We start from the raw sequence: 22,348 nt of genomic DNA on the forward strand, positions 1-22,348 counted from the left end.
ATGCCACCTGCGCGCCCCGTCGGTGCGATCACGCGGGGCACCACCGGCCACAATCGATTGCGCCGCAGCGATCGCTGGCTGGTGCACTCTTCCCGGGTCCGCACCGCTTTGCAGGCCGGCCGCGATCCGCTGGTGGTCGATCTGGGTTACGGCGCCAAGCCGATCACCACCCTCGAGCTCGCGACCCGCCTGCGTGAGGTTCGCGCCGACGTCCGCGTCGTCGGGCTGGAGATCGACCCGGACCGGGTGCGGGCCGCGCAGGAGGCGTCCACCACACCCGGGGTCGACTTCGCGCTCGGCGGTTTCGAGTTGGCCGGGCACCGCCCGCTGCTGGTGCGTGCGTTCAACGTGCTGCGCCAGTATCCCGTCGACGCCGTGCCCGACGCGTGGGCGCAGATGCAACGGCGCCTGGCGCCGGGCGGCCTGATCGTCGACGGCACGTGCGACGAGCTGGGCCGCCGGTGCTGCTGGGTGCTGCTCGACGCCAACGCGCCGGTCAGCCTCACGCTGGCCTGCGATCCGTTCGCCATCGAACGGCCCTCCGACCTGGCCGAACGTCTGCCCAAGGCGCTGATCCACCACAACGTCGAGGGCCAGCCCGTCCACGCGCTGCTGAGCGCCGCCGATCAGGCCTGGGCCACGGTGGCCGGTCACGGGGTTTTCGGACCGCGCGCCCGGTGGCGAGCGATGACCGAAGTCCTTGCCGGGCAGGGTGTTCCGGTGGCCACGCCGCGGCGCAGCATCCGGGACGCCGTGCTGACGGTGCCGTGGTCGTCGGTGGCGCCGGTCGGCTGACCACGCGGACCCGGACCGCTCACTACGCTGGTGGCATGCGTATCGCACTGGCCCAGATCCGCAGCAGCGACGAGCCGACCGCCAACCTCGCCCTGGTCGAGGAGTACACCCGGCAGGCCGTGGATGCCGGCGCGTCGCTGGTGCTGTTCCCGGAGGCGACGATGTGCCGGTTCGGCGTACCGCTGGCCCCGATCGCCGAACCGTTCGACGGCCCGTGGGCTTCCGGGGTGCGCGCGATCGCGCAGCGGGCCGGCGTCGTCGTGGTCGCGGGGATGTTCGTGCCGGCCGACCACGGTCGCGTCACCAACACGCTGATCGCCACCGGGCCCGGCGTCGACGCACGGTACGACAAGATCCACCTCTACGACGCGTTCGGATTCACCGAGTCCAAGACCGTCGCGCCCGGCACCGAGCCCTGCCTCATCACCGTCGACGGCGTGACCGTCGGGTTGACGTTGTGCTACGACATCCGCTTCCCCGAGCTCTACGTCGAGCTGGCCGAACGCGGGGCCGAGGTGATCACCGCGCACGCGTCGTGGGGCACCGGTCCCGGCAAACTCGACCAATGGACCCTGCTGGCCCGCGCCCGGGCCATCGACACCAGCAGCGTGGTCGCCGCGGTGGGACAGGCCTACCCCGGCGACGAGCTGGCCAAGCTGGGCCCGACCGGCGTGGGGGGCAGTGTGGTCGCGTCGGCGCTGGGCGAGGTGGTCGCGTCAGCGGGCGCCGACCCGCAGCTTCTGGTCTGCGACGTCGACCTCGACGCGGCCCGCAAGGCACGCGCCACCGTCGCGGTCATGGACAACCGCTCAGCGTTCGCTCATGTCGGTAAGGCAGAATCGCGGGCGTGACCGATCCCTGGGCCCGTCAGCCTCAGCAACCCGGCCCACCGCCACCACAGTTCCCCCCGAACGCTCCGCAGGGTTCGGCACCGGGCACCGCACCCGGGTATCCGCCGCCCCCGACCGACCACGAGGAGTCCTCGTTGCCGGCCAAGCTGAAGAACTTTTTCTCCGACCCGCTGTCGGTCGTCCTGGCGGTCGTGATCGTCGTGGCCCTGGTGTTCGCCGGGTTCCTCGCCGTCGAGCTGTATGCGCGCAACCGCGCCGACTCGGTGGTGGCGGGCGTGGTCGAGTGCGTCGTTCAGGACGACGCCGAAGCGTCGTTCGGCGCCCTGCCGCCCTTCCTGCTGCAGCACGTATCGGGGCACTACACCAATATCCGGATCGAGACCGCGGGCAATCAGGTCCGCGATGCCCAGGGCATGAAGGTCGAGCTGGACATCAACGACGTCCGGCTGGAGGACTCCGCCACCTCCAGCGGCACGGTGGGGTCGTTGCTGGCCCACATCACCTGGAGCGCCGAAGGCATCAAGCAGACCATTCAGGGCGCCATCCCGCTGGTGGGCAGTTTCGTCAACGGCGTGACCACCAACCCCAGCGACGGCACCATCGAGCTCGAGGGTGCGCTGGGCAGCATCACCGCGCGCCCGCAGGTCGTCGACGGCGGCATCGCGCTGCAGGTGCAGCGCGTCACCGGTCTGGGCTTCACCTTGCCGCGCGAAGCCGTCCAGCCCGCACTCGACGCGTTCACCTCCGAGCTGACGCAGAACTACCCCATGGACATCAAGGCCGACTCGGTCGAGGTCACCGATTCCGGTGTGGTGAGCCAATTCTCGACCCGCAACGCCACCATCCCGAAGCAGTCGCAGGACCCCTGCTTCAGCGGGCTGTGACCGTCTAGCCGAAGCCGTCCAGCACGGTCCGGCTGGCGGACAGGCCCAGCCGGGTCGCGCCGGCGTCGAGCAGCGCCGCGGCATCGGCGGCCGTGCGAATCCCGCCGCTGGCCTTGATGCCCAGGCGGGCGCCCACCGCGTCGGCCATCACCGCGACCGCATGCACCGAGGCGCCGCCGTCGGGATGAAAACCGGTGGAGGTCTTCACGAAGTCCGCGCCGGCGTCCTCGGCGGCCCGGCAGGCGCCACGCAGCGCTTCATCGCCACCGAGACGCAGCAGCGCCGCGGACTCGACGATGACCTTGAGCACGGTATCGGGCGCGGCGGTGCGCACGGCGGCGATATCGGCACGCATTCCGGCGGTGTCGCCGCGCAGCGCGGCGCCGACGTCGATCACCATGTCGATCTCGACGGCGCCGGCGGCCGCCGCCAACGACGCCTCCTGCGCCTTGACGACCGAGAAGTGCTTTCCGGACGGGAATCCCACGACCGAGGCCACCGCCTGCGGCCCCTGCAGGGCCTGGACGGCCGCGGCGACCAGCGTCGGGGACACGCAGACGGCGAACACGCCGAGTTCGGCGGCCTCGGCGGCCAACGCGGTGACGTCGTGCTCGGTCGCCTCGGGTTTGAGCAGGGTGTGATCGATCAGCGCCGCCACCTGGGCGCGGGTGTAGGAACCCATCAGAAGGGTTCTTCGGTGCCGCCCGGGTTGCAGCCGGTGGCCACCAGCTGGTCGGGGCTGACCAGCGGGCGCCACGGTTCCAGATTCCAGCTCGTCTTGCCCGGTTCGAAGATCTCGGCGAATTTCCAGTGGCAGAAAAACTGTTCCTTCATCCCGGGGATCTCCGCGTCGGGCGACAACGTCAGCACCTCGGCCCAGGCCTGTTCACCCGCGGGGGCGGCGCCGGGCCGTCCGGAGGTGTCCCGCCCCGCCGGCGTCGGGTAGACGCGCAGGCTGGACAGGTCGCCCCACTTGGCCCATTCGACGTGGTCGACATAGGGCGGCGGGGACCCCGCCGGGGTGGCGGCCGCGCTCGGTGCGAGGACGACCGGCAACACACCCGCCGCCGCGACGGCGGCGAGCACGGCGCGCCGCACTATCGTGACTTCCCTTGCACCTCGAGGATTCTCGGCCGAACATCGACGAGGTAGACGCCCGCGGCGACGGCCGCGATGGCCGCGCCGAACACGCCGCGGAACAGCAGGAGCAACAGGATGCTGATACCCAGGATCGCCAGCCAAGCGGGCTTGCTGAGTTTATCGGCTGCGGTGTAGGCATCCGGTCGCTGCATCGCGGCGTGCACGAACGAGTACACACCCACGACCAGAACGATCAGGGTCAACGCCAAAATGATGACGCCCGCAAGGTCGGCAAGTATCACCTCACCAGCCTATGCGGGCGTCAACGTCGGCGTCGAATTACTTCTGGGTGACCTTCTTGGCCGGAGCCTTCTTGGCGGGGGCCTTCTTCGCCGCAGCCTTCTTGGCGGGGGCCTTCTTGGCCGGAGCCTTCTTGGCCGGAGCCTTCTCAGCGGCCTGCTTGACCGGCTCGGCGGTCTCCTCGGCGCGCTTGGGCAGTTCCACGCCGACCAGCTTGGCGGCCCGCTCACCGACCGCGCGGGTCTGCGACGCGACGTTGCCCAGCGCCTCCTGGGTCAGCTCGACGGCCTGGTCGGTGTATCCCTCGACCCGGCTGGCGGCCTCTTCCAGCGCCGGCTGGGCACGCAGCCGCTCCAGCGCGGCCTCGCCACGCTCGACCAGCTTGTTGTAGGTGGTCTGCGCGGCGTCGGCGTAGGTCTCGGCGAACTTGCGCAGTTCCTCCGAGCTGAGCCGTCCGCGCAGGTCGGCGTACTGGCTGGGCAGGTCCTCCTGCAGCCGGTTGATCCGGGCGCGGCTCTCCTCGACGCGGGTCTCGGCGTCGGTGCGAGCCTCGCCGGCGCGCTCGCGCAGCGTCGCGACGATCTCGTTGACGCGCTCGAGGGCGAGGTCCGCGGCGCCGACGGCGGCGAGCAGCGGAGCCTTCAGATCGTCGATGTCGAACTGGTTCTTGTCATCAGCCATGGTCGTTCCTTTCAATTCACGTGCGTGGGGTCAATCAACACTGAGTTCGTAATTGCTAATGGGCGTTTGGCTTCAGTGGTCGACTCCTCGTCTGGGTTGCTGACAGTGTCGAGCGCCCCTGCTGCGTCAAGGGCCGCCTCGTTCTGCTGACAGAACGAGGTGTAGATGTCGAGCAACACCTGCTTCTGCCGTTCATTGATCGCCGTGTCGGTGACGATCGCGTCCCGAACCTCGCTCGTCTCACTCGGCTCGAGAATCCCAGCCTGGATGTAGAGCACTTCCGCAGAGACGCGCAGCGCCTTGGCGATCTGGTTGAGCACGTCCGCCGACGGCTTCCGGAGACCGCGCTCGATCTGGCTGAGGTACGGATTGCTGACACCGGCCTTCTCGGCCAACTGCCGCACGGAGACCTGGGCGGCCTCCCGTTGGCTCCGGATGAACGAACCGATGTCCTGCGCAGCGTTGGACACGACAGCGGCGAGATTCTCCTCCTGCGCCATGAGTCGCCCCCTCGTGCGATGGGTATCCGTTACCGACAATCACCACGGTACGCGCGGGTGCTAACTTTTGCAAGCACTAGTTAGCGCAGGTCAGAAGGCTAAGTGGGCGATGGTGTAGATCACCAGCCCGGCGAGCGCGCCCACCACCGTGCCGTTGATGCGGATGAATTGCAGGTCCCGTCCGACGTGCAGTTCGATGCGCCGGCTGGCCTCCGCGGCGTCCCAGCGCTCGATGGTCTCGGTGATGATCGCGGTGATCTCGACGCCGTACTGACCGACCAGGTGCTCGGCCGCGCGCACGATCCAGTTGTCCACCTTGTCGCGCAGCTCGGCGTCCTCACACAGCGACTCGCCGATGCGCACCACAGTGTCGGCCGTGCGGGCCCGCAGGGCCGAGGACGGGTCGTCGACCCCCTCGAGGATCATCCGCTTGGCCGCCCCCCACGCCGTCTCGGCGGCGCGCGCCACCTCGTCGCGGGCCATGATCTGCTCTTTGACGTTCTCGGCCTTCTGGATGGTCACCGTGTCGTTCTGTAGATCGTCGGCGAAGTCGAACAGGAACCGCGTCGCCGAGCGGCGCAACTCGTGATCGGGATTGCGGCGCACCTTGTCGGTGAAGTCCATCAGCTCGCGGTGGATGCGGTCACCGACGAGGTGGTCGACCCAACGCGGCGACCAGGTCGGCGAGTCCCGCTCAACCACCCGCTCGATGATCTCGTCGGCGTTGAGCGACCACTGGAACGCCCGGTCGGCCAACAGCTGCAACAGCGCCTCCTGGCGGCCCTCGGCGAGCATCGTCGACAGCACCCGGCCGATGGGCGGGCCCCATTGGGGTTCGGCGATCCGCTTGACGATCATCCGGTCCAGCACGTGCTGGACGTCCTCGTCGCGAAGCATCTCCACGAGCACGCGAAGCACGGTCGCCGTCTCGGCCGCGACGCGTTCGGCGTGCCGACGGTCGGACAGCCATTTTCCGACCCGGCCGGCCACCTCGGCGTCACGCAGCTTCGTGCGGATGTTCTCCGGGGACAGGAAGTTCTCCCGGACGAAGGTGCCCAGGCCCTCCCCCAGCTGGTCCTTCTTGCGCTTGATGATCGCGGTGTGCGGGATCGGGATCCCGAGCGGATGCTTGAACAGCGCCGTGACCGCGAACCAGTCCGCCAGCGCACCGACCATGCCGGCCTCGGCGGCCGCGCGCACGTACCCGACCCACGGGTCGGCACCGCGGGACTGGGCCCAGCTGCACAGCAGGAAGATCACCGTCGCCCCGAGCAGGAAGCTGAGCGCGACGATCTTCATCCGGCGCAGCGAACGGCGCCGCTCGGCGTCGCCCGCCGAATCGGCACCGGCGAGCGCCTCGGCGAAGCTCGTCCGCGCGGGTCCGGCGGCTGGTAGTCGGTGTGCCACGTCCACCATCATCCGCTACGTCACCGACTGCTCCGTCCCAGCAATGCCGCAGGTGGTCGGTCACCGTATTATCGGCAGGGACAACGGAACGGATCAGCGCGAACGTGGCACAAACATCACCGCAGGTGGCGGTCAAGACCGACGGGCGCAAACGCCGCTGGCATCGACACAAGGTCGAGCGTCGGAACGAGCTGGTGGACGGCACACTGGAGGCCATCCGCCGGCTCGGCAGCAACGTCAGCATGGACGAGATCGCCGCCGAGATCGGCGTGTCGAAGACGGTGCTCTACCGCTACTTCGTCGACAAGAACGACCTCACGACCGCGGTGATGATGCGGTTCGCGCAGACCACGCTGATCCCGAACATGGCCGCCGCACTGTCGTCAAACCTCGACGGGTACGAGCTCACCCGCGAGATCATCCGCGTCTACGTCGCGACCGTCGCCGCCGAACCCGAGCCCTACCGTTTCGTCATGGCCAACAACTCGGCCAGCAAGAGCAAGGCCGTCGCCGAGTCCGAACAGATCATCGCGCGGATGCTGGCGGTGATGCTGCGCCGGCGGATGGTGGCCGTGGGCATGGACACCGGCGGCGTGGAGCCGTGGGCCTTCCACATCGTCGGCGGGGTGCAGTTGGCCACGCACTCGTGGATGTCGCATCCGAGGATGACCGCCGACGAGCTGATCGACTACCTGACGATGCTGTCGTGGAGCGCGCTGTGCGGCATCGTCGAGGTGAACGGGTCCCTGGAGCGGTTCCGTCAGAGCCCGCACCCGTCGCCCATCCTTCCTGCTTGACTGAGCGGATGAGCGAACCTCTCGATCTGCCGTCGCTGTGGTCGCACGAACCGCACGAGCACCTCAAGTTCCGTCCCGGCGACCTCGTCGCCGACATCGATGCCGACGCCACCCCCGGTTTCCGCGGCAACAAGCAAGATGCGCCGACCCTGCAGGAGGAGCGCAATGTCCGCTTCGCCGAGCTGCAGGAGAAGCTCTACGCGAACAGCCGCTCCGGTGATCACCGATCGGTGCTGCTCGTGCTGCAGGGGATGGACACCGCCGGCAAGGGCGGCATCGTGAAGCACGTTGTCGGAGGAGCGAATCCACAGGGCATCCAGTATCACAGCTTCGGCAAGCCGACCCCCGAGGAGCTGTCCCACCACTACCTGTGGCGAATCCGCAAGGCGCTACCCGCAGCGGGCCATATCGGGGTGTTCGACCGGTCCCACTACGAGGACGTGCTCATCGTGCGCGTGCACAACCTGGTGCCGCAGGAGGTCTGGGAACCGCGCTACGACGAGATCAACGCCTTCGAACGCGAACTCACCGACAGCGGAACAACCTTGGTGAAGGTCGCGATGTTCGTCTCTCTCGCCGAGCAGAAGAAGCGGCTCGCGTCACGGCTGCAACGGCCGGACAAGTACTGGAAGTACAACCCCGCCGACATCGATGAGCGGCTGAAATGGCCGCTCTACGAACAGGCCTATCAGGCCATGCTGGACCGCACGTCCACCCCCTACGCGCCCTGGCACATCGTGCCGTGCAACCGAAAATGGTACAGCCGGTTGGCGGTCACCGAGCTGCTCATCGAGGCCCTCAAGCGACTCAACATGGCCTGGCCGCCACCGGATTTCGACGTCGAGGCAGAGAAGAAGCGGTTGGCCTCGGCGTAGTCGCGGTGCGCCGAGTGTGCAGGTGGTGCACGCTTCACCTGGGGGTTGTGTATAACTACAGCACGGTCGACGTGATTCGTCGGGGGCGGAAACGACGATGCGACCATGCGACACGACATCATCGTGGCGAGCGAAGCACTGCAGGTGGGCCAGGTCACACGCCGCGAACTCGCGCGCGACTACACCAAACTGTTCCGCAACGTGTACGTGCGCACCGGAGCCCGTGTGACCGCGCGCGACAAGGCAGTTGCCGCGTGGTTGTGGTCGGGACGGTCAGCGACGATCGCCGGCACGAGTGCGGCTGCCTTGCTCGGGAGCCGCTACCTTGACGGATCTGCACCCGCGGAACTGATCCGCACCCACCGTCGCGCGCCGGCGGGTGTCTCGGTCTTCAGCGACACGGTGAGCGCGCGCGATATCTTCCACATCGGCGACATGCCCGTCACCAAGCCCGCCCGGACGGCGTTCGACATCGGTCGCCGTGCCCCGCTCCTCGTCGCCGTGCAGCGAATCGACGCCCTGCTGAACGCGACCGGTTGCCGCCCGGCCGACGTGCTCGCCGTCATCGGACGCCATCCCGGTGCCCGCGGAGTTCGGCGCGCGCAGGATGCCCTGCGACTCGTCGATGCCGGCTCGGAGTCGCCGCCCGAGACGCTCACGCGCCTGTTTCTCGTCGCAGCCGGACTGCCTCGGCCCGAAACTCAGATTCCGGTCCGCGGCCATGGGCGCCTGTATCGACTCGACATGGGCTGGCAGACACCCGAAGTCGCAGTCGAGTACGACGGCGAACAGCACTGGACCGATTCCCGCCAGCGCGCTCACGACATCGAGCGACTCGAGTTCCTCTCGCAGCAGGGCTGGACGATCGTCCGCGTCAGCTGGGCCCAGCTTCGCGACCAACCCGAACGGGTGGTCGAGCGCGTCGCGTCCGCTCTCGGTATTGCGCCGAAAGTGCAGATCTCGCACGCCTCACTCGAAGAATGCCTCCAACAAGTGCACACTCGGCGGTCGAGGCGCGGCTAGGAGGTCCCCCTAGTAGGTGTAGAAGCCCTTGCCGGTCTTCTTGCCGAGCTGGCCGGCCTCCACCATGCGCTGCAGCAGCGGCGGCGGTGCGTAGTGCGGGTCGCGGTACTCCTCGTACATCGAGTCGGCGATGAGTTTCATGGTGTCCAGACCGATCAGGTCGGCCAGGCGCAGCGGCCCCATCGGGTGCGACAGCCCGGCCACGACGGCGGTGTCGATGTCCTCGACCGTCGCGACGCCCGCCTCGGCCATCCGGATCGCCGACAGCAGGTACGGGACCAGCAGCGCGTTGACGATGAAGCCCGAGCGGTCGCCGCAGCGGACGACCTTCTTGCCGAGCACCTCGCCGGCGAACTGCTCGACCCGGGCCACCGCCTCGTCGGACGTCACCAGGGTGTTGATCACTTCGACGAGCGGCAGCACCGGCACCGGATTGAAGAAGTGCAGCCCGAGCACGCGGCTCGGATTCTTGGTCGCCGCTGCGATTTTCATGATCGGGATGCTGGAGGTGTTGGACGCGAGGACGGCGTCGGGGTCGGTGACGACCTCATCGAGCTGGGCGAAGACCTTGGCCTTGACTGCCTCGTCCTCGATGATCGCCTCGATGACGAGCTGGCGGTCGGCGAGGTCGGTCAGGTCGGTGGTGAACCGCAGCCGGCCCAGTGCGGCGTCGCGCTCGTCCTCGGAGAGCTTGCCCTTGGTGGTCGCGCGCTCCAGCGACGAGGTGATGCGATTGCGCCCCGCATTGACCAGGGTGTCACTGGGTTCGTAGACGACGACGTTCGCGCCGGCTTTCGCGCACACCTCGGCGATCCCGCTGCCCATCTGCCCCGCGCCGACGACGCCCACACGTTCCATGCTCACAAGTTCTCCTCAGTACGGCATCAGGCCCCGCCCAAATATAGGGACGGGGCCTGATGGCAGTCACCAGGGCCTACAGGCTCAGTGGAACTGGCCCTCTTCGGTCGAACCGGTCAGCGCGGTGGTCGAGCTGGTCGGGTCCACGGTGGTGGCGATCCGGTCGAAGTAGCCGGCGCCGACCTCGCGCTGGTGGCGGGTGGCGGTGTAACCGCGCTCCTCGGCGGCGAACTCGCGCTCCTGCAGGTCGACGTAGGCGCTCATCTGGTTGCGGGCGTAGCCGTAGGCCAGATCGAACATCGAGTAGTTCAGCGCGTGGAAGCCGGCCAGCGTGATGAACTGGAACTTGAAGCCCATCGCGCCGAGTTCCTTCTGGAACTTCGCGATCGTCGCGTCGTCGAGGTGCTTGCGCCAGTTGAACGACGGCGAGCAGTTGTAGGCCAGCATCTGGTCCGGGAACTCGCTCTTGACGCCCTCGGCGAACTTCTTGGCCAGCTCGAGGTCCGGAGTGCCGGTCTCCATCCAGATCAGGTCCGAGTATGGCGCGTAGGCCTTGGCGCGGGCGATGCACGGCTCGAGACCGTTCTTGATCCGGTAGAAGCCCTCGGAGGTGCGCTCGCCGGTGATGAACGGACGGTCGCGCTCGTCGACGTCGGAGGTGATCAGCGTCGCGGCCTCGGCGTCGGTGCGGGCGATCACGACGGTGGGCACGCCGGCCACATCGGCGGCGAGCCGGGCCGAGGTCAGGGTGCGGATGTGCTGCCGGGTCGGGATCAGCACCTTGCCACCGAGGTGACCGCACTTCTTCTCCGAGGCCAGCTGGTCCTCCCAGTGGGAACCGGCGACGCCGGCGGCGATCATCGCCTTCTGCAGCTCGTAGACGTTGAGCGCGCCACCGAAGCCGGCTTCACCGTCGGCGACGATCGGGGCCAGCCAGTTCTCCACCGAGGTGTCGCCCTCGACCTTGGCGATCTCGTCGGCGCGCAGCAGCGCGTTGTTGATGCGGCGCACCACCTGCGGCACCGAGTTGGCCGGGTAGAGGCTCTGGTCGGGGTAGGTGTGGCCGGACAGGTTCGCGTCGCCGGCGACCTGCCAACCCGACAGGTAGATGGCCTTGAGGCCCGCGCGCACCTGCTGCACGGCCATGTTGCCGGTCAGCGCGCCCAGCGCGTTGACGAAGTCCATGTCGTGGAGCTGCTCCCAGAGCACCTCCGCGCCGCGGCGGGCCAGCGTGTGCTCCTCGACGACGTGGCCCTGCAGGGCGACGACGTCGGCCGGGGTGTAGGTGCGGGTGACGCCCTTCCAGCGGGGGTTGTGGTCCCAGTCGTGCTGGATCTGCTCCGGACTCTTCGGCATGCCAACGGTCGACATTGCGCAACTCCTTCGGTTTGCAAATAGCGTCCAGGCCGGGGCCTGTCGCCGTTGTTAATGCTCCAGTGAGATGACTGGCGCGTTAACCCGAGAATGCCTCAAGCCATAACCGCAGGTCCAGAACTTTCCGTTGTGAACTTTCGCCAACGGCGACGCCGAACTTGCAAAGTTTGCGAAGACTGCAACAGCTGGACCGGTTCAGAAGTTACCCAACAGTAGCGAATATCCGCAGGTCAGTACGCCCGTACTGTTAAGCGATCAAGATCACAGAGCGAAGATGGCGGCGACCGCTTTCGTCTCCTCGCCGACCGCATATGTGAGCGTTGTAACAGTGCGGTCGGTCAGCTCCGGACCGAATTTGTCGGTCGATCCGGGCGGGTAGACGTGGCGGATGATCTCGAGCTTGTCGCCGAGGGCAACCGGCAGATCGTGTTCGATCGTCACCCGCAGCGGCGCGCGCATCAGCTCCGGCTGGGAGAGCAGGTAATCCTCCACCACGCTCCAATACACGGAGTTGTTCATGTGGTCGAAGATGTCGATGTCGCTGACCCGGACCGGGAAATCGCGGATGTGTTCGGCGTCGTCTCTGCTGCCCGCCTTCAGGTAGGGCTTCCAGCGCAACCGGTTCTCGTCGGTGGTGCGGCGCAGGCCCTCGATGAAGTCGTCGGAGATGCGCGCGGGCCCCTGGGTCTCGCGGTTGATGTTGATCCAGAACGCCTCGGATTCGACCAGGCCGCCTTTGCGTCCCTCGATGCGCACCCGCATCTCGCACCAACGGTTCGAGGTGCCCGAACACCAGCGCCGCAGCCGCAGGATGTCCTTGAACATGATCGGCTCGATCATGTCGATCATGGTGCGCCGCACGATCCACAGCGGGTGGGTCTCCTCGTAGCCCATCTCGCGCAGCTGATCGGTACCGATGTCCTGGATGTGGCGGGTGGCCGCGTCGAACTTCAGCCTGCCCTCGCGATCCACGTCGGCGACCCGCAGCGGCCACTGGATGTCGAAGACGTCAGGGTGCGGGTCCGGCACCGGCATCAGGGTCTTGGCCAAGCTCACGAAAATCGATACTGCCACACCGCCGGCGGTTCCCAACTTTGCGAATCCATGCTTCGCATCGCAGCTATGGTGGTTCCGTGGCCAAGACGTTCGTCGGCGCGCGCCTGCGTCAGCTGCGCAGTGAACGCGGGTTCAGCCAGGCGGCGCTGGCCCAGATGCTCGAGATCTCGCCGAGCTACCTCAACCAGATCGAACACGACGTCCGGCCGTTGACCGTTCCGGTGCTGCTGCGCATCACCGAGGTGTTCGGCGTCGACGCGACGTTCTTCGCCTCCCAGGACGACACCCGGTTGATCGCCGAACTGCGCGAGGTGCTGCTCGACCGTGATCTGGACGTCGACGCCGACGCCGCCGAGGTCGCCGACATGGTGGGCGCCCACCCGGCGCTGGCCCGCGCGATGGTCAACCTGCACCGGCGCTACCAGCTGGCCACCACACAGCTCGCCGCGGCCACCGAGGGCCGCTTCGACGACGGAAGCGGTTCGGGCTCAGGGGCGATCACCATGCCGCATGAAGAGGTGCGCGACTACTTCTACCAACGGCAGAACTATCTGCACGACCTCGACACCGCCGCCGAGGAGCTGACCTCCGGGATGCGGATCCAGCGCGGCGAACTGGCCGGAGACCTCTCCGACCGGCTGCGGTTCGTGCACGGCGTGACGATCCGCCGCCACGACCTGGGCGAGAGTGTGCTGCACCGCTTCGACCCCGGATCCAAGACACTGCACCTGAGTGCCCAACTCGCACCCGGGCAGACGGTGTTCCGGATGGCCGCCGAACTCGCCTACCTGGAGTACGGCGACTTGATCGAAAAGCTCACCGACGACGGCAAGTTCACCAGTGACGAGTCCCGCCGGCTGGCGCGGATGGGCCTGGCCAACTACTTCGCCGCGGCGACGGTGCTGCCGTACGGGCAGTTCCATCAGGTCGCCGAACAGTTCCGCTACGACATCGAACGGCTCTCGGCGTACTACTCGGCCAGCTACGAGACCATCTGCCACCGGCTGTCCACGCTGCAGCGCCCCTCGATGCGCGGCGTTCCGTTCTCCTTCGTCCGCGTGGACCGCGCCGGCAACATGTCGAAACGCCAGTCCGCCACCGGCTTTCACTTCTCCTCCAGCGGCGGCACCTGCCCGCTGTGGAATGTCTACGAGACGTTCGCCAACCCGGGCAAGATCCTGGTGCAGATCGCCGAGATGCCCGACGGGCGCAGCTACATGTGGGTGGCGCGCACCGTGGAAAGGCGCGCATCGCGCTATGGTCAGCCGGGCAAGACGTTCGCGATCGGCCTCGGCTGTGAACTGCGGCACGCCCACCGGCTGGTCTACTCGGAAGGTTTGGTCACCAGTGACTCCAACGTTCGAGCCACCCCGATCGGCGCCGGCTGCCGCGTCTGCGAACGCGACAACTGCCCGCAGCGGGCGTTCCCCGCGCTGGGCCGCGCCCTCGACATCGACGAACACCGCTCGACGGTGTCGCCCTACCTCGTGAGGCCCGCATGACTGCCCCAGACCCGTACCCCGTCCGCGTCGCGCCCGGCGGGTTCAAGGAACTCGGCCCGATCAACTGGGTCGCCGCCAAACTGGGCGCCCGCGGTATCCGCGCCCCGCGGTTCAGCCTGTTCAACGTGCTGGGCCGGCACCGCCTGCTGTTCTGGGCGTGGCTGCCGCTGTCGGGTTACCTGCTCTACGCCGGCAAGCTGCCCCGCCGCGACGCCGAGATCGTCATCCTGCGGGTCGGCCATCTGCGCGGGTGCGAGTACGAACTACAGCAGCATCGGCGCCTGGCGCGCAGCCGCGGCCTGGACGCCGACACCCAGGTGCGCATCTTCACCGGCCCGGACGCCGACGGCCTGTCCGACCGGGAGCGGACCCTCATCACCGCCACCGATGAATTCGTCGTCACCCGCGGGGTGTCCGGCCAGACCTGGCAGCGGCTGGCCACGCATCTGAGCACCACGCAGCTGATCGAATTCTGCATGCTGGCAGCGCAATACGACGGCCTGGCGGCCACCATCACCACGCTGGGCGTACCGCTGGACTTCCCGGACTGAACCCGTCGGCGGAGACCACGACGCAGTTCCCGCCGCGTTCCTTGGCCTCGTACATCGCCGCGTCGGCCGCCTTGATCACCTGGTCGAGCTGGTCGCGGTCACCCGCGGCGCAGGTCGCCACCCCGATGCTGACGCTGACCGCCGGTTCGGCGGGTGCCGACACCGCCGCGCAGATCCGCTCGGCGAGCGCGCCGGCCTTCCGCGCCGATATCCGGTCGAGCACCAGGAATTCCTCACCGCCCCAGCGCACCACGACGGCATCGCCGCGCACGGCCGACCGGATCCGCCGCGCCGTGCGGATCAGCACCTCGTCCCCGACCGCATGACCGAGGCTGTCGTTGACGTTCTTGAAGCCGTCGACGTCGATCAGCAGCGCAGACAGGTCGGCATCGGCGCGCGCGGCCTCGTGCAGCCGCTTGACCGCGGTTCCCAGACCACGCCGGTTGGTCAGTTCGGTCAGCGGATCGGTCAGTGACTGCATCGAACTGTCTTGCAGCAGCCAGAAACCGAATTGCAGCGCCGGCAGGATGCACACGGTGACCAGCAACGCGATCACCGCCCGCGACACCGCGACCTGCAGGCCGTAGTCCGGGGTGGTCGCCGCCAGCCACACGGCGATGCCGACCACGCTGGCCGTGCACCAGGCGATGTGCACGAGGTGCAGGCGTGGACCGTGGAAGAAGACGACGTAGCCGCCGGCACACAGCAGGATCGGGATGCCGGACATGGCGAGATTGGGGTCCCCGAAGAGCAGGGTCGACAGCGTCATGAGCACGTCGACGTACACCACCAGCGCCGCCGATGCCCGCACCCCCGGCCACGGCAGCAGCGCCCAGCGTGCCGCCCAGGCCAGCGAGCCCACCGCCACCACCGCCCAGCCCGCCCGCAGCAGCGCGCTGTCCACACCGGGCGGCTGCACCGCGTTGATCACCGACAACACACCCATCACGGCGCCGATGCCGGCGATCACATAGCGCAGCACCGGCAGCAGACCGCGACTTCGGAGGAACTCGATGCGCCACGAATAGTCGTCACGCTGACGCCACCACTGGCGCAGCAGGCCCCCCACAGCGCCATCGCTCACCGGCTCATTGTCGAAGTCGCCGGTGAACAACGTCAAGCAGCAACATTCGACGTCATCGACAAATCCCGTCTACGACAGCTAAAGGTATGTCACGCCGAGGACGACGAGCGACAGCAAGACCGGGGATATCGGCAGCGTCCACCAGAACGCGGTCCAGACCCGCCAGTTCGGGTTGGCGCGACGCTGCCAGGTGGTCCGGCCCGCCCAGCCCGCGGCGGCGCCGAGCAAAAGTGACGCCGCGGCGACCACCAGCACCCAGGTCGACACGTTCGATGTCGCGATGGCCGCGGAGATGCCGGCCAGCCACAGGATGTGGCCGACCAGCAGTCCGCCGAGACCGGCGACCCAGACCGCTCTCAACTAGAAGTTGATCATGTGGCCGACCAGGCCGTGGAAGCATTCCTGCATCGCCTCCGACAAGGTCGGGTGGGTGTGCACGTTGCGGGCCAGCTCGTGGGCGGTCAGATCCCACTTCTGCGCCAGCGTCAGCTCGGGCAGCAGCTCGGAGACGTCCGGCCCGATCAGGTGCCCGCCGAGCAGCTCGAGATGCTTCTTGTCGGCCACCAGCTTGACGAAGCCCGTGGAGTCTCCCAGACCGTGCGCCTTGCCGTTCGCGGTGAACGGGAACTTGGCGACGACGACGTCGTAACCCTCGTCCTTGGCCTGGTCCTCGGTCAGCCCGAAGCTGGCCACCTGCGGCTGACAGAACGTGGCGCGCGGCAACATCCGGTAGTCGCCCAGCGCCAGGGTCTCGGCACCGGCGATGGTCTCGGCGGCCACCACGCCCATCGCCTCGGCGACGTGGGCCAGCTGCAGCTTGCCGGTGACGTCGCCGATCGCGTAGATGTGGCTGACGTTGGTGCGCATGTAGTCGTCGATGCCGATGGCCTTGCGCTCGGTCAGCTCCACGCCGGCCTTGTCCAAGCCGAAGCCCTCGACGTTGGGCGCGAAGCCGATGGCCTGCAGCACCTTGTCAGCCTTGAGCTCGTCGCTCTTGCCGTCCTTGCTGACCTTCACATAAACGGACCCATCGGCCCCTTCGTCACGGATCGACTCGACCTTGGTGCCGGTCAGGATCTTCACGCCGAGCTTCTTGTACTGCTTCTCGATCTCCTTGGAGACCTCAGCGTCCTCGTTGGGCAGCGCGCGGGGCAGGAACTCGACGATGGTCACGTCGACGCCGTAGTTCTTCATCACGTACGCGAACTCCATGCCGATCGCTCCGGCGCCCGCGATGATGATCGAGCCCGGCAGTTCGCGCTCCATGATCTGCTCTTCGTAGGTGACGACGTTCTCCGACAGCGACGTGTTCGGAACCAGCTTGGTGCTGGCCCCGGTCGCGATGATCGCGTTGTCGAACTCGACGGACTCGGTCCCACCCTCGTTGAGATCGACCTCGATGCTGTTGGCGCCGGTGAACTTCCCGTAGCCGTTGATCTCGGTGATCTTGTTCTTCTTCATCAGGAAGTGCACGCCGGCAACGCGGCCGTCGGCGACCTTGCGGCTGCGGTCGAACGCCGCGCCGTAGTCGAACTCGGCCTCGCCGGTGATGCCGAAGGTCTTGGCCTGCTTGGTGAAGAGGTGGGCCAGTTCCGCGTTGCGCAGCAAGGCCTTCGACGGGATGCACCCGACGTTCAGACACACACCGCCCCAGTACTTGGGTTCGATGATGGCGGTCTTCAGCCCGAGTTGGGCGGCGCGGATGGCTGCGACGTATCCGCCGGGGCCGGCTCCGAGGACGACGACGTCATAGTGAGTCACGTCCTCAACCCTAGTGGTCGCGGCAAGGCCAGCACCTCATCGGCGAGGGTCTCGACCAACCCGGGGTCGTGGCTGACCAGCACGACGGCCGCGCCGGCGGCGGCGAAGTCTCTCAGCACCGAGACGACGGAGCCGGTGGCGATCGGGTCCAGCATCGCCGTCGGTTCGTCGCACAGCACGAAACGCGCCTGGGCGAGCATCGCCCGGCCCAGGCAGGCGCGCTGCAATTGGCCGTCGCTGACCTGGCCGGGATATCGGTCCAGCAACTCCGGTTCCAGGCCGACCCGCAACGCGACCTCGTCCAGGGTCTGCCGGGCCGCCGAGGCCGACGATGCACCGCGGATCGCGGCGGGTTCGGCGATGATCTGCGCCAGCGTCCAGCGCGGGTTGCACACCTGGCGCGGATGCTGGGCGAGCAGCGCGATCGAGCCGGATGGGGGCACCGGGCCGCCGTCGTAACGGACTTCGCCGGCGTCGGGTGCGCGCAGGCCGGCCAGCACCCGCAACAGCGTGGTCTTTCCGCTGCCCGACGCCCCCGTCACGCCGGTGACGGCACCGGCCGGGGCGACCAGGTCGACGCCGTCGAGCACCGTCCGGCCGGCCAGGGTGACCGAGACGCCGGCGGCGCGGATCCCGGTCACACCGGCACCGTGCCGAGCAGCGCCCGCAGATAGGGGTCGGCGCTGCTCAACGTGTCCTCGAGCGGTTCGTGCGACAGCACCGTGCCGCGTGCCATCACCGCGACCTCATCGCACACCGCGGCGCGCAGCAGCGACGGCAGATCGTGGGTGATCACCAGCACGGCAGCCCCGTCGGCGGCCGCCTCGCCGAGCAGCCGCCACACCAGCGCGGCGTTGTCGGGATCCAGCGCCGAGGTCGGTTCGTCGGCGATCAGCAGGGCGGGACGTCCGGCCAGCGCGGCGGCGATCGCGACGCGCTGCGCCATCCCGCCGGACAGTTCATGCGGGTAGCGCCCCACCACGGAGGCAGGGAGTGCGACGGCGGCGCACAACTGCTCGGGCGTGCGATCGGCGCCGAGCCGCGAGCAGATCTCGGCCAACTGGGATCCGACGGTCCGCACCGGGGTGAGCGATGTCGCGGCCGACTGGGGGACGACGCCGATGTGCCGGCCCCGCAGCGCCCGCCAGCCCGCTTCGTCGCCGGCGCGCAGTTCGCGGTCGCCGATGCGCACCTGACCCCGGACCCGCGACCCCGGCGGCATCAGGCCGGAAAGCGCCGCGGCGACAAGCGATTTGCCGCACCCTGATTCGCCGATCAGCGCGGTGACCCGACCGGCGTTGACCTCGAGGTTCACCTGGTCGAGGACCGGCACGGCAGCGCAGCGCCGGCCCCGCCGCAAGTCGATGTCGACGGTCAGTCCGGTCAGGGCCGCGGAGAAGGTCACCACACTGCTCCCGTCGGTGGTCGGTTGCGGCTGCGCAGCGTGGCGCCCGCCATCGCGAATGCCAGAGCGGTCGCCACGAGTGCCGCCGCGGGGACTGCGAGGGTCCACCACGCGCCGGTGAGGACGTCGCCGCGGGCCTCGCTGAGCAGGGTGCCGAGGCTGGCGCGGTCCGGTGAGAGCCCGACACCGAGGAACGACAGCGTCGACTCGTGCCACACCGCATGCGGCAGCAGCACCACCATGGCGACCAGCGCCTGGGCCGTCACCGCCGGCAGCAGGTGGTGGCGGGCCACGAACCACCGCGAGGCGCCGGCCAAGCGCGCGGTCTCGACCCAGCCCGCCTCGGCGACCGCGAGCAGCTCGGCGCGCACCACCCGGGCCACCGCGGGCCAGTGGGTCAGCGCGATCGAGGCGATGATCGCCAGCGGCGCACCGCGCCACATCGCGGCGATGACGATGCCCACCACCAGATGCGGCAGCGCGTTGACACCATCGACCAGACGCATCACCACCGCGTCCGGCCAGCCGCCGACCAGCGCCGCGGCCACCCCGATCACCACCCCCAGCACGGTGGCGGCGATCGCGCAGACCACCGCGATCAGCAGCGACATCTGCAGACCCTCGGCGGTGCGGGTCAACAGGTCATATCCCGAATGATCGGTCCCGGCAGGATGTTCGGTGCTCGGCGGTGCCAGCGCAGCCGAGAAGTCGGCCACCTGCTCGCCGGCGACCCACGGAATCCCCACCGCGGCAACCGCGATGACGCCCAGCACGATCCACGGCCAGGTCAGACCGGACCGGACGCGCTGCAGGGTGGGGGTACTCATCCGGCCATCCGGATCCGGGGGTCGATGGCCACCGCGGCGGCGTCGGACAGCGCCGAGCCGGCCAGCACCGCGGCCGCAGCCGCGACCGTCAGCGCGGCCAGCAGCGGAAAGTCCAGTGCGGCAGCGGAATCGACCAACACCGCGGCCATGCCGGGCCAGCCGAAGACGGTCTCGACGATCGCCGCACCGGCGATCAGCTCCGGCAGCCGGGTGCCCAGCAGCGCGAGCGTCGGGAGCACCGAGACCGGCGCGATGTGGCCGCGCAGCAACGCCCAGCCGTGCACGCCGCGCGCTCGGGCCCCGCGCACGGCGTCGGAGTCGATGCTCGCCACCACCGCCGCGCGCGTGGTCAACAGCAGCCACGGGATCATCGACACCGTCAACGCGAGCCACGGCAGAATCCCGTAGCGCAGCACTCCTGCCACGGTGTAGTCGGCCCCCGGCGCCGCGGCTCCCGATGCCGGCAGCCAGCGCAGCCCCACGGCGACGACGACCACCAGAGCCAGCGACACCACGAACGGCGGGACCGCCGCGAACGCCACCGACAGTCCCGTCAGCGCCCGGTCGAGCACACCACCGCGGCGCATGCCGGCCAGACAGCCCAGCACGATCGCCAGCACCGTCGCGGTCAGCAGTGCCGCCCCGGACAGCGCGAGGGTGAAGGGCAGCCGTTCGGCCAGCACGGTGCTGACCGGCTGCGACTGGGTCGACGACCAGCCGAGGTCGCCACGGGCCAGTCCACCGAGCCACTGCCACCACGCCGCGTACCAGGACTGGTCGGTGCCGTAGGCCGCGCGCATGGCGTCGCGCTGCGCCGGTGTGGCGAACTGGTAGTTGCTGCCCAGATACGCGGCCAGCGGGTCGAACGGCGACAGGGAGGCCACCGCGAAGATCGCCGCCGACAGGGCCACCGTCAGCGGTACGGCGATCGCGGTCCGCACAGCCAGCAGTCGCCCGGCGGCGCGCAGCGGCCGGGCTCCCCGCCCCGCGGGGGCGTGCTCGATGACCGCGGTCGGCGTCAGCGTGTCCATGCCGCCACGTTCCACCACGGCCCCCACGACACCCCGTGCGAATGCGGCTCCATGATCGGCGGCGTCTGCGTCCAGCCCCGGTCGCGGTAGCTGTAGGTGTGGTCGAGGAACACCAGGAACACGTGCGACGGTTCGCCGGCGTAGCCGGCCTGGATGTCGCGGTAGAGCTGGTCCTTGCCCGGTCCGGGCGCCGACCGGACCGCGCGCTCGAGCAGTTCGTCCAGCCCGGGGGCGGTGAAGTTCCCGGGGTTGGAGTACGGCGAGGAGTTCGCGACCCGGGTGTGCAGCGTGTCGTAGACCTGCGAATCGATGCTGTAGGGCGTGGCGCCGCCGCCGAGCAGCACCGCCGAGTCGCCGAACCGGGTGTCGATCTCGTCCCAGCTGCTGCCGCGCGGCCGCACCTCGATGCCGAGCGGTTTCATCGCCGCGGCGTACGCCACGGCCAGATCGCGGCGCAGGGTGTCCGACGCGTTGTACAGCAGCTCGAATGATGCTCGTGCGCCGTCCTTTTCGCGGACCTGTCCGGCATCGGCGCGCCAGCCGGCCTCGTCGAGAACGGCTTTGGCGCGATCGAGGTCGAAAGCGAAGCGGGCATCGGGGTTGTACGCATCGCCGTACGCCTCGGCCACCGGGGTGCTGGCGGGGCGGCCGTAGCCGCGAAGGACGTCGCCCACGATGGCCTCGCGGTCGACTCCGAGATTCATTGCGAGCCGGGCCGCCGGGTCGGCGGTGAACGGGTTGCCGGCCGGGAGCGCGACACCGCGCCAGTCGGCGGATTGCACGCCGACGGTCTGCACCTCGTCGCTGCGGACCGAGTCGATCAGCCGCGGCGGCAGGGTGGTGCCGTCGACGGCGCCGGAGACCATGCTCTGGGCTCGGGCGTTGTCGTCGGGAGTGTAGGTATAAACCAGTCGGTTCACCTGGGCGGGCTCACCCCAGTAGTCGTCGCGCGCCACCATGACGGCCTGATCGGGTCGCAGGCTTTCCAATCGGTACGGGCCGGTGCCCACCGGCGCGGTGTTGACCGCCCAGTCGGCCGCGGGCGCGTCCTCCACCCGCTCGGAGGGGAGGATCCCGATCAGCAGGTAGGGCCGCGGGTCGGCCGCGGTGGTCAACTCCACCGTGACGGCCTCTGGACCATCGGCGGTCAGCGACACGATCGGCGACACCGATGTGGAGATCTCCGAGGCGACCCGCGGATCAGCGACGGCGGCGTAGGTGGCGACCACGTCGGCCGAATCGAACGAGCTCCCGTCGGAGAACACCACGCCGGTGCGCAGCGGGATACGCCAGCGGTTCGGGCCGGCCGGCTCGGGTTCCCGGGCGGCCAGCGCCGGAGTCAGGTCGGGGACGACGCTGTCGGTGGTCGCGCTGGGGCGGTAGAGACCGTCGTAGATCGGTGAGACCCCGGACTCGGAGTACCCGTTCACGGGGTTGTAGCCGCCGAGCTCATAGCTCTCGGCGAGCACGATCTGGTCAGACTCCGGATCGCCGGCGGGCGTGGCACAGCCCGCCAGCAGCGCGAGGCTCGCCATCAGCATCAGCACCGTGCCGCGCGGTCCCCGCAAATTCATCTGTCTATCTGAACACATGATGACAAGAGTGTCGACAGAGACCCCCGGCCGCTATCGCGACTGTGAGTAACGAAATTCACTGAAATATTGACGGGACCGTAATAGTCGATGCTAACCTCCCCGTGGATCGGC

Annotated in this window: 25 protein-coding genes; 8 read left to right on the forward strand and 17 right to left on the reverse strand. The window is 68.7% G+C overall.

Annotated elements, in window-relative coordinates; genetic code table 11:
• Genes G6N31_RS18520 through G6N31_RS18530 form a run of 3 tightly spaced genes read left to right on the forward strand, consistent with a single transcriptional unit; the run spans position 1 to position 2,530 of the window.
• Positions 1-795: a class I SAM-dependent methyltransferase gene (locus G6N31_RS18520; protein WP_098000865.1), complete on the forward strand. Its 795-nt coding sequence runs from the start codon at positions 1-3 to the stop codon at positions 793-795.
• Positions 796-830: 35 nt separating this feature from the next.
• Positions 831-1,646, forward strand: coding sequence for a carbon-nitrogen hydrolase family protein (locus tag G6N31_RS18525; protein WP_098001099.1), 816 nt, complete (start codon positions 831-833; stop codon positions 1,644-1,646).
• The gene (locus G6N31_RS18530) at positions 1,643-2,530 is read left to right on the forward strand and encodes an LmeA family phospholipid-binding protein (RefSeq protein ID WP_098000867.1); all 888 of its coding nucleotides are present in this window, start codon (positions 1,643-1,645) and stop codon (positions 2,528-2,530) included. The genes G6N31_RS18525 and G6N31_RS18530 overlap by 4 nt, the downstream gene beginning before the upstream one ends.
• 4 nt (positions 2,531-2,534) lie before the next feature.
• On the opposite strand, the gene deoC is transcribed toward G6N31_RS18530, so the two are convergent.
• The 6 genes from deoC to G6N31_RS18560 form a co-directional block, all read right to left on the reverse strand.
• Positions 2,535-3,212: a deoxyribose-phosphate aldolase gene (deoC, locus tag G6N31_RS18535; protein ID WP_098000869.1), complete on the reverse strand. Its 678-nt coding sequence runs from the start codon at positions 3,210-3,212 to the stop codon at positions 2,535-2,537.
• The gene (locus G6N31_RS18540) at positions 3,212-3,628 is read right to left on the reverse strand and encodes a DUF2599 domain-containing protein (protein WP_098000872.1); all 417 of its coding nucleotides are present in this window, start codon (positions 3,626-3,628) and stop codon (positions 3,212-3,214) included. Before G6N31_RS18540 ends, deoC begins: the two co-directional genes overlap by 1 nt.
• Positions 3,628-3,912, reverse strand: coding sequence for a DUF2516 family protein (locus G6N31_RS18545; RefSeq protein ID WP_098000874.1), 285 nt, complete (start codon positions 3,910-3,912; stop codon positions 3,628-3,630). The genes G6N31_RS18540 and G6N31_RS18545 overlap by 1 nt, the downstream gene beginning before the upstream one ends.
• 37 nt (positions 3,913-3,949) lie before the next feature.
• A complete protein-coding gene (locus G6N31_RS18550) occupies positions 3,950-4,591 on the reverse strand; it encodes a heparin-binding hemagglutinin (protein WP_098000876.1) in 642 nt (213 codons plus the stop codon).
• A gap of 11 nt (positions 4,592-4,602) precedes the next feature.
• Complete coding sequence (locus G6N31_RS18555; RefSeq protein ID WP_098000878.1) at positions 4,603-5,091, reverse strand: helix-turn-helix domain-containing protein; 489 nt, start codon at positions 5,089-5,091, stop codon at positions 4,603-4,605.
• A gap of 90 nt (positions 5,092-5,181) precedes the next feature.
• Positions 5,182-6,498, reverse strand: a complete 1,317-nt coding sequence (locus G6N31_RS18560; RefSeq protein WP_163722480.1) for a DUF445 domain-containing protein — start codon at positions 6,496-6,498, stop codon at positions 5,182-5,184.
• Between the two features lie 104 nt (positions 6,499-6,602).
• On the opposite strand from G6N31_RS18560, the gene G6N31_RS18565 reads away from it, so the two are divergent.
• The 3 genes from G6N31_RS18565 (at position 6,603) to G6N31_RS18575 (ending at position 9,193) form a co-directional block, all read left to right on the forward strand.
• Entirely contained in the window at positions 6,603-7,295 is a 693-nt protein-coding gene (locus G6N31_RS18565; RefSeq protein WP_098000880.1) for a TetR/AcrR family transcriptional regulator, read from the forward strand.
• Between the two features lie 8 nt (positions 7,296-7,303).
• Complete coding sequence (locus tag G6N31_RS18570; RefSeq protein WP_098000882.1) at positions 7,304-8,170, forward strand: polyphosphate kinase 2 family protein; 867 nt, start codon at positions 7,304-7,306, stop codon at positions 8,168-8,170.
• Positions 8,171-8,275: 105 nt separating this feature from the next.
• Positions 8,276-9,193, forward strand: coding sequence for a PDDEXK-like endonuclease domain-containing protein (locus G6N31_RS18575; RefSeq protein WP_098000884.1), 918 nt, complete (start codon positions 8,276-8,278; stop codon positions 9,191-9,193).
• 9 nt (positions 9,194-9,202) lie between these two features.
• Here G6N31_RS18575 and G6N31_RS18580 read toward each other — a convergent pair whose 3' ends face one another.
• The 3 genes from G6N31_RS18580 to G6N31_RS18590 form a co-directional block, all read right to left on the reverse strand.
• A complete protein-coding gene (locus tag G6N31_RS18580; protein ID WP_179964354.1) occupies positions 9,203-10,051 on the reverse strand; it encodes a 3-hydroxybutyryl-CoA dehydrogenase in 849 nt (282 codons plus the stop codon).
• An 84-nt stretch (positions 10,052-10,135) separates the two neighbouring features.
• Positions 10,136-11,422 (reverse strand): isocitrate lyase, encoded by a 1,287-nt coding sequence (aceA, locus tag G6N31_RS18585; protein WP_098000888.1) that lies wholly within the window; start codon positions 11,420-11,422, stop codon positions 10,136-10,138.
• Positions 11,423-11,686: 264 nt separating this feature from the next.
• The gene (locus tag G6N31_RS18590) at positions 11,687-12,460 is read right to left on the reverse strand and encodes an acyl-[acyl-carrier-protein] thioesterase (RefSeq protein ID WP_098001103.1); all 774 of its coding nucleotides are present in this window, start codon (positions 12,458-12,460) and stop codon (positions 11,687-11,689) included.
• Positions 12,461-12,558: 98 nt separating this feature from the next.
• Here G6N31_RS18590 and ramB point away from each other — a divergent pair, with 98 nt between their 5' ends.
• Both ramB and G6N31_RS18600 read left to right on the forward strand, forming a co-directional pair.
• Positions 12,559-13,983 (forward strand): acetate metabolism transcriptional regulator RamB, encoded by a 1,425-nt coding sequence (gene ramB / locus G6N31_RS18595; RefSeq protein WP_098000890.1) that lies wholly within the window; start codon positions 12,559-12,561, stop codon positions 13,981-13,983.
• Complete coding sequence (locus tag G6N31_RS18600) at positions 13,980-14,534, forward strand: carboxymuconolactone decarboxylase family protein (protein ID WP_098000892.1); 555 nt, start codon at positions 13,980-13,982, stop codon at positions 14,532-14,534. Before ramB ends, G6N31_RS18600 begins: the two co-directional genes overlap by 4 nt.
• Here the strand turns inward: G6N31_RS18600 and G6N31_RS18605 are convergent.
• The 8 genes from G6N31_RS18605 to G6N31_RS18640 form a co-directional block, all read right to left on the reverse strand.
• Complete coding sequence (locus G6N31_RS18605) at positions 14,497-15,618, reverse strand: GGDEF domain-containing protein (RefSeq protein WP_098001105.1); 1,122 nt, start codon at positions 15,616-15,618, stop codon at positions 14,497-14,499. The two genes, G6N31_RS18600 and G6N31_RS18605, sit on opposite strands and share 38 nt — an antisense overlap.
• Before the next feature lie 78 nt (positions 15,619-15,696).
• Positions 15,697-15,978: a hypothetical protein gene (locus tag G6N31_RS18610; protein ID WP_098000893.1), complete on the reverse strand. Its 282-nt coding sequence runs from the start codon at positions 15,976-15,978 to the stop codon at positions 15,697-15,699.
• Positions 15,979-17,379: a dihydrolipoyl dehydrogenase gene (lpdA, locus tag G6N31_RS18615; RefSeq protein ID WP_098000895.1), complete on the reverse strand. Its 1,401-nt coding sequence runs from the start codon at positions 17,377-17,379 to the stop codon at positions 15,979-15,981.
• Entirely contained in the window at positions 17,376-18,020 is a 645-nt protein-coding gene (locus G6N31_RS18620) for an ABC transporter ATP-binding protein (RefSeq protein WP_098000897.1), read from the reverse strand. The genes lpdA and G6N31_RS18620 overlap by 4 nt, the downstream gene beginning before the upstream one ends.
• Complete coding sequence (locus tag G6N31_RS18625; RefSeq protein ID WP_098001107.1) at positions 18,017-18,784, reverse strand: ATP-binding cassette domain-containing protein; 768 nt, start codon at positions 18,782-18,784, stop codon at positions 18,017-18,019. The genes G6N31_RS18620 and G6N31_RS18625 overlap by 4 nt, the downstream gene beginning before the upstream one ends.
• Positions 18,781-19,611, reverse strand: a complete 831-nt coding sequence (locus tag G6N31_RS18630) for an ABC transporter permease (protein WP_098000899.1) — start codon at positions 19,609-19,611, stop codon at positions 18,781-18,783. The genes G6N31_RS18625 and G6N31_RS18630 overlap by 4 nt, the downstream gene beginning before the upstream one ends.
• Positions 19,608-20,642, reverse strand: coding sequence for an ABC transporter permease (locus G6N31_RS18635; RefSeq protein WP_234815142.1), 1,035 nt, complete (start codon positions 20,640-20,642; stop codon positions 19,608-19,610). Before G6N31_RS18635 ends, G6N31_RS18630 begins: the two co-directional genes overlap by 4 nt.
• The gene (locus G6N31_RS18640) at positions 20,630-22,216 is read right to left on the reverse strand and encodes an ABC transporter substrate-binding protein (RefSeq protein WP_098000901.1); all 1,587 of its coding nucleotides are present in this window, start codon (positions 22,214-22,216) and stop codon (positions 20,630-20,632) included. The genes G6N31_RS18635 and G6N31_RS18640 overlap by 13 nt, the downstream gene beginning before the upstream one ends.
• Positions 22,217-22,348 lie beyond the last annotated feature (132 nt).

Source organism: Mycolicibacterium duvalii (assembly GCF_010726645.1).
GTDB lineage: Bacteria > Actinomycetota > Actinomycetes > Mycobacteriales > Mycobacteriaceae > Mycobacterium > Mycobacterium duvalii.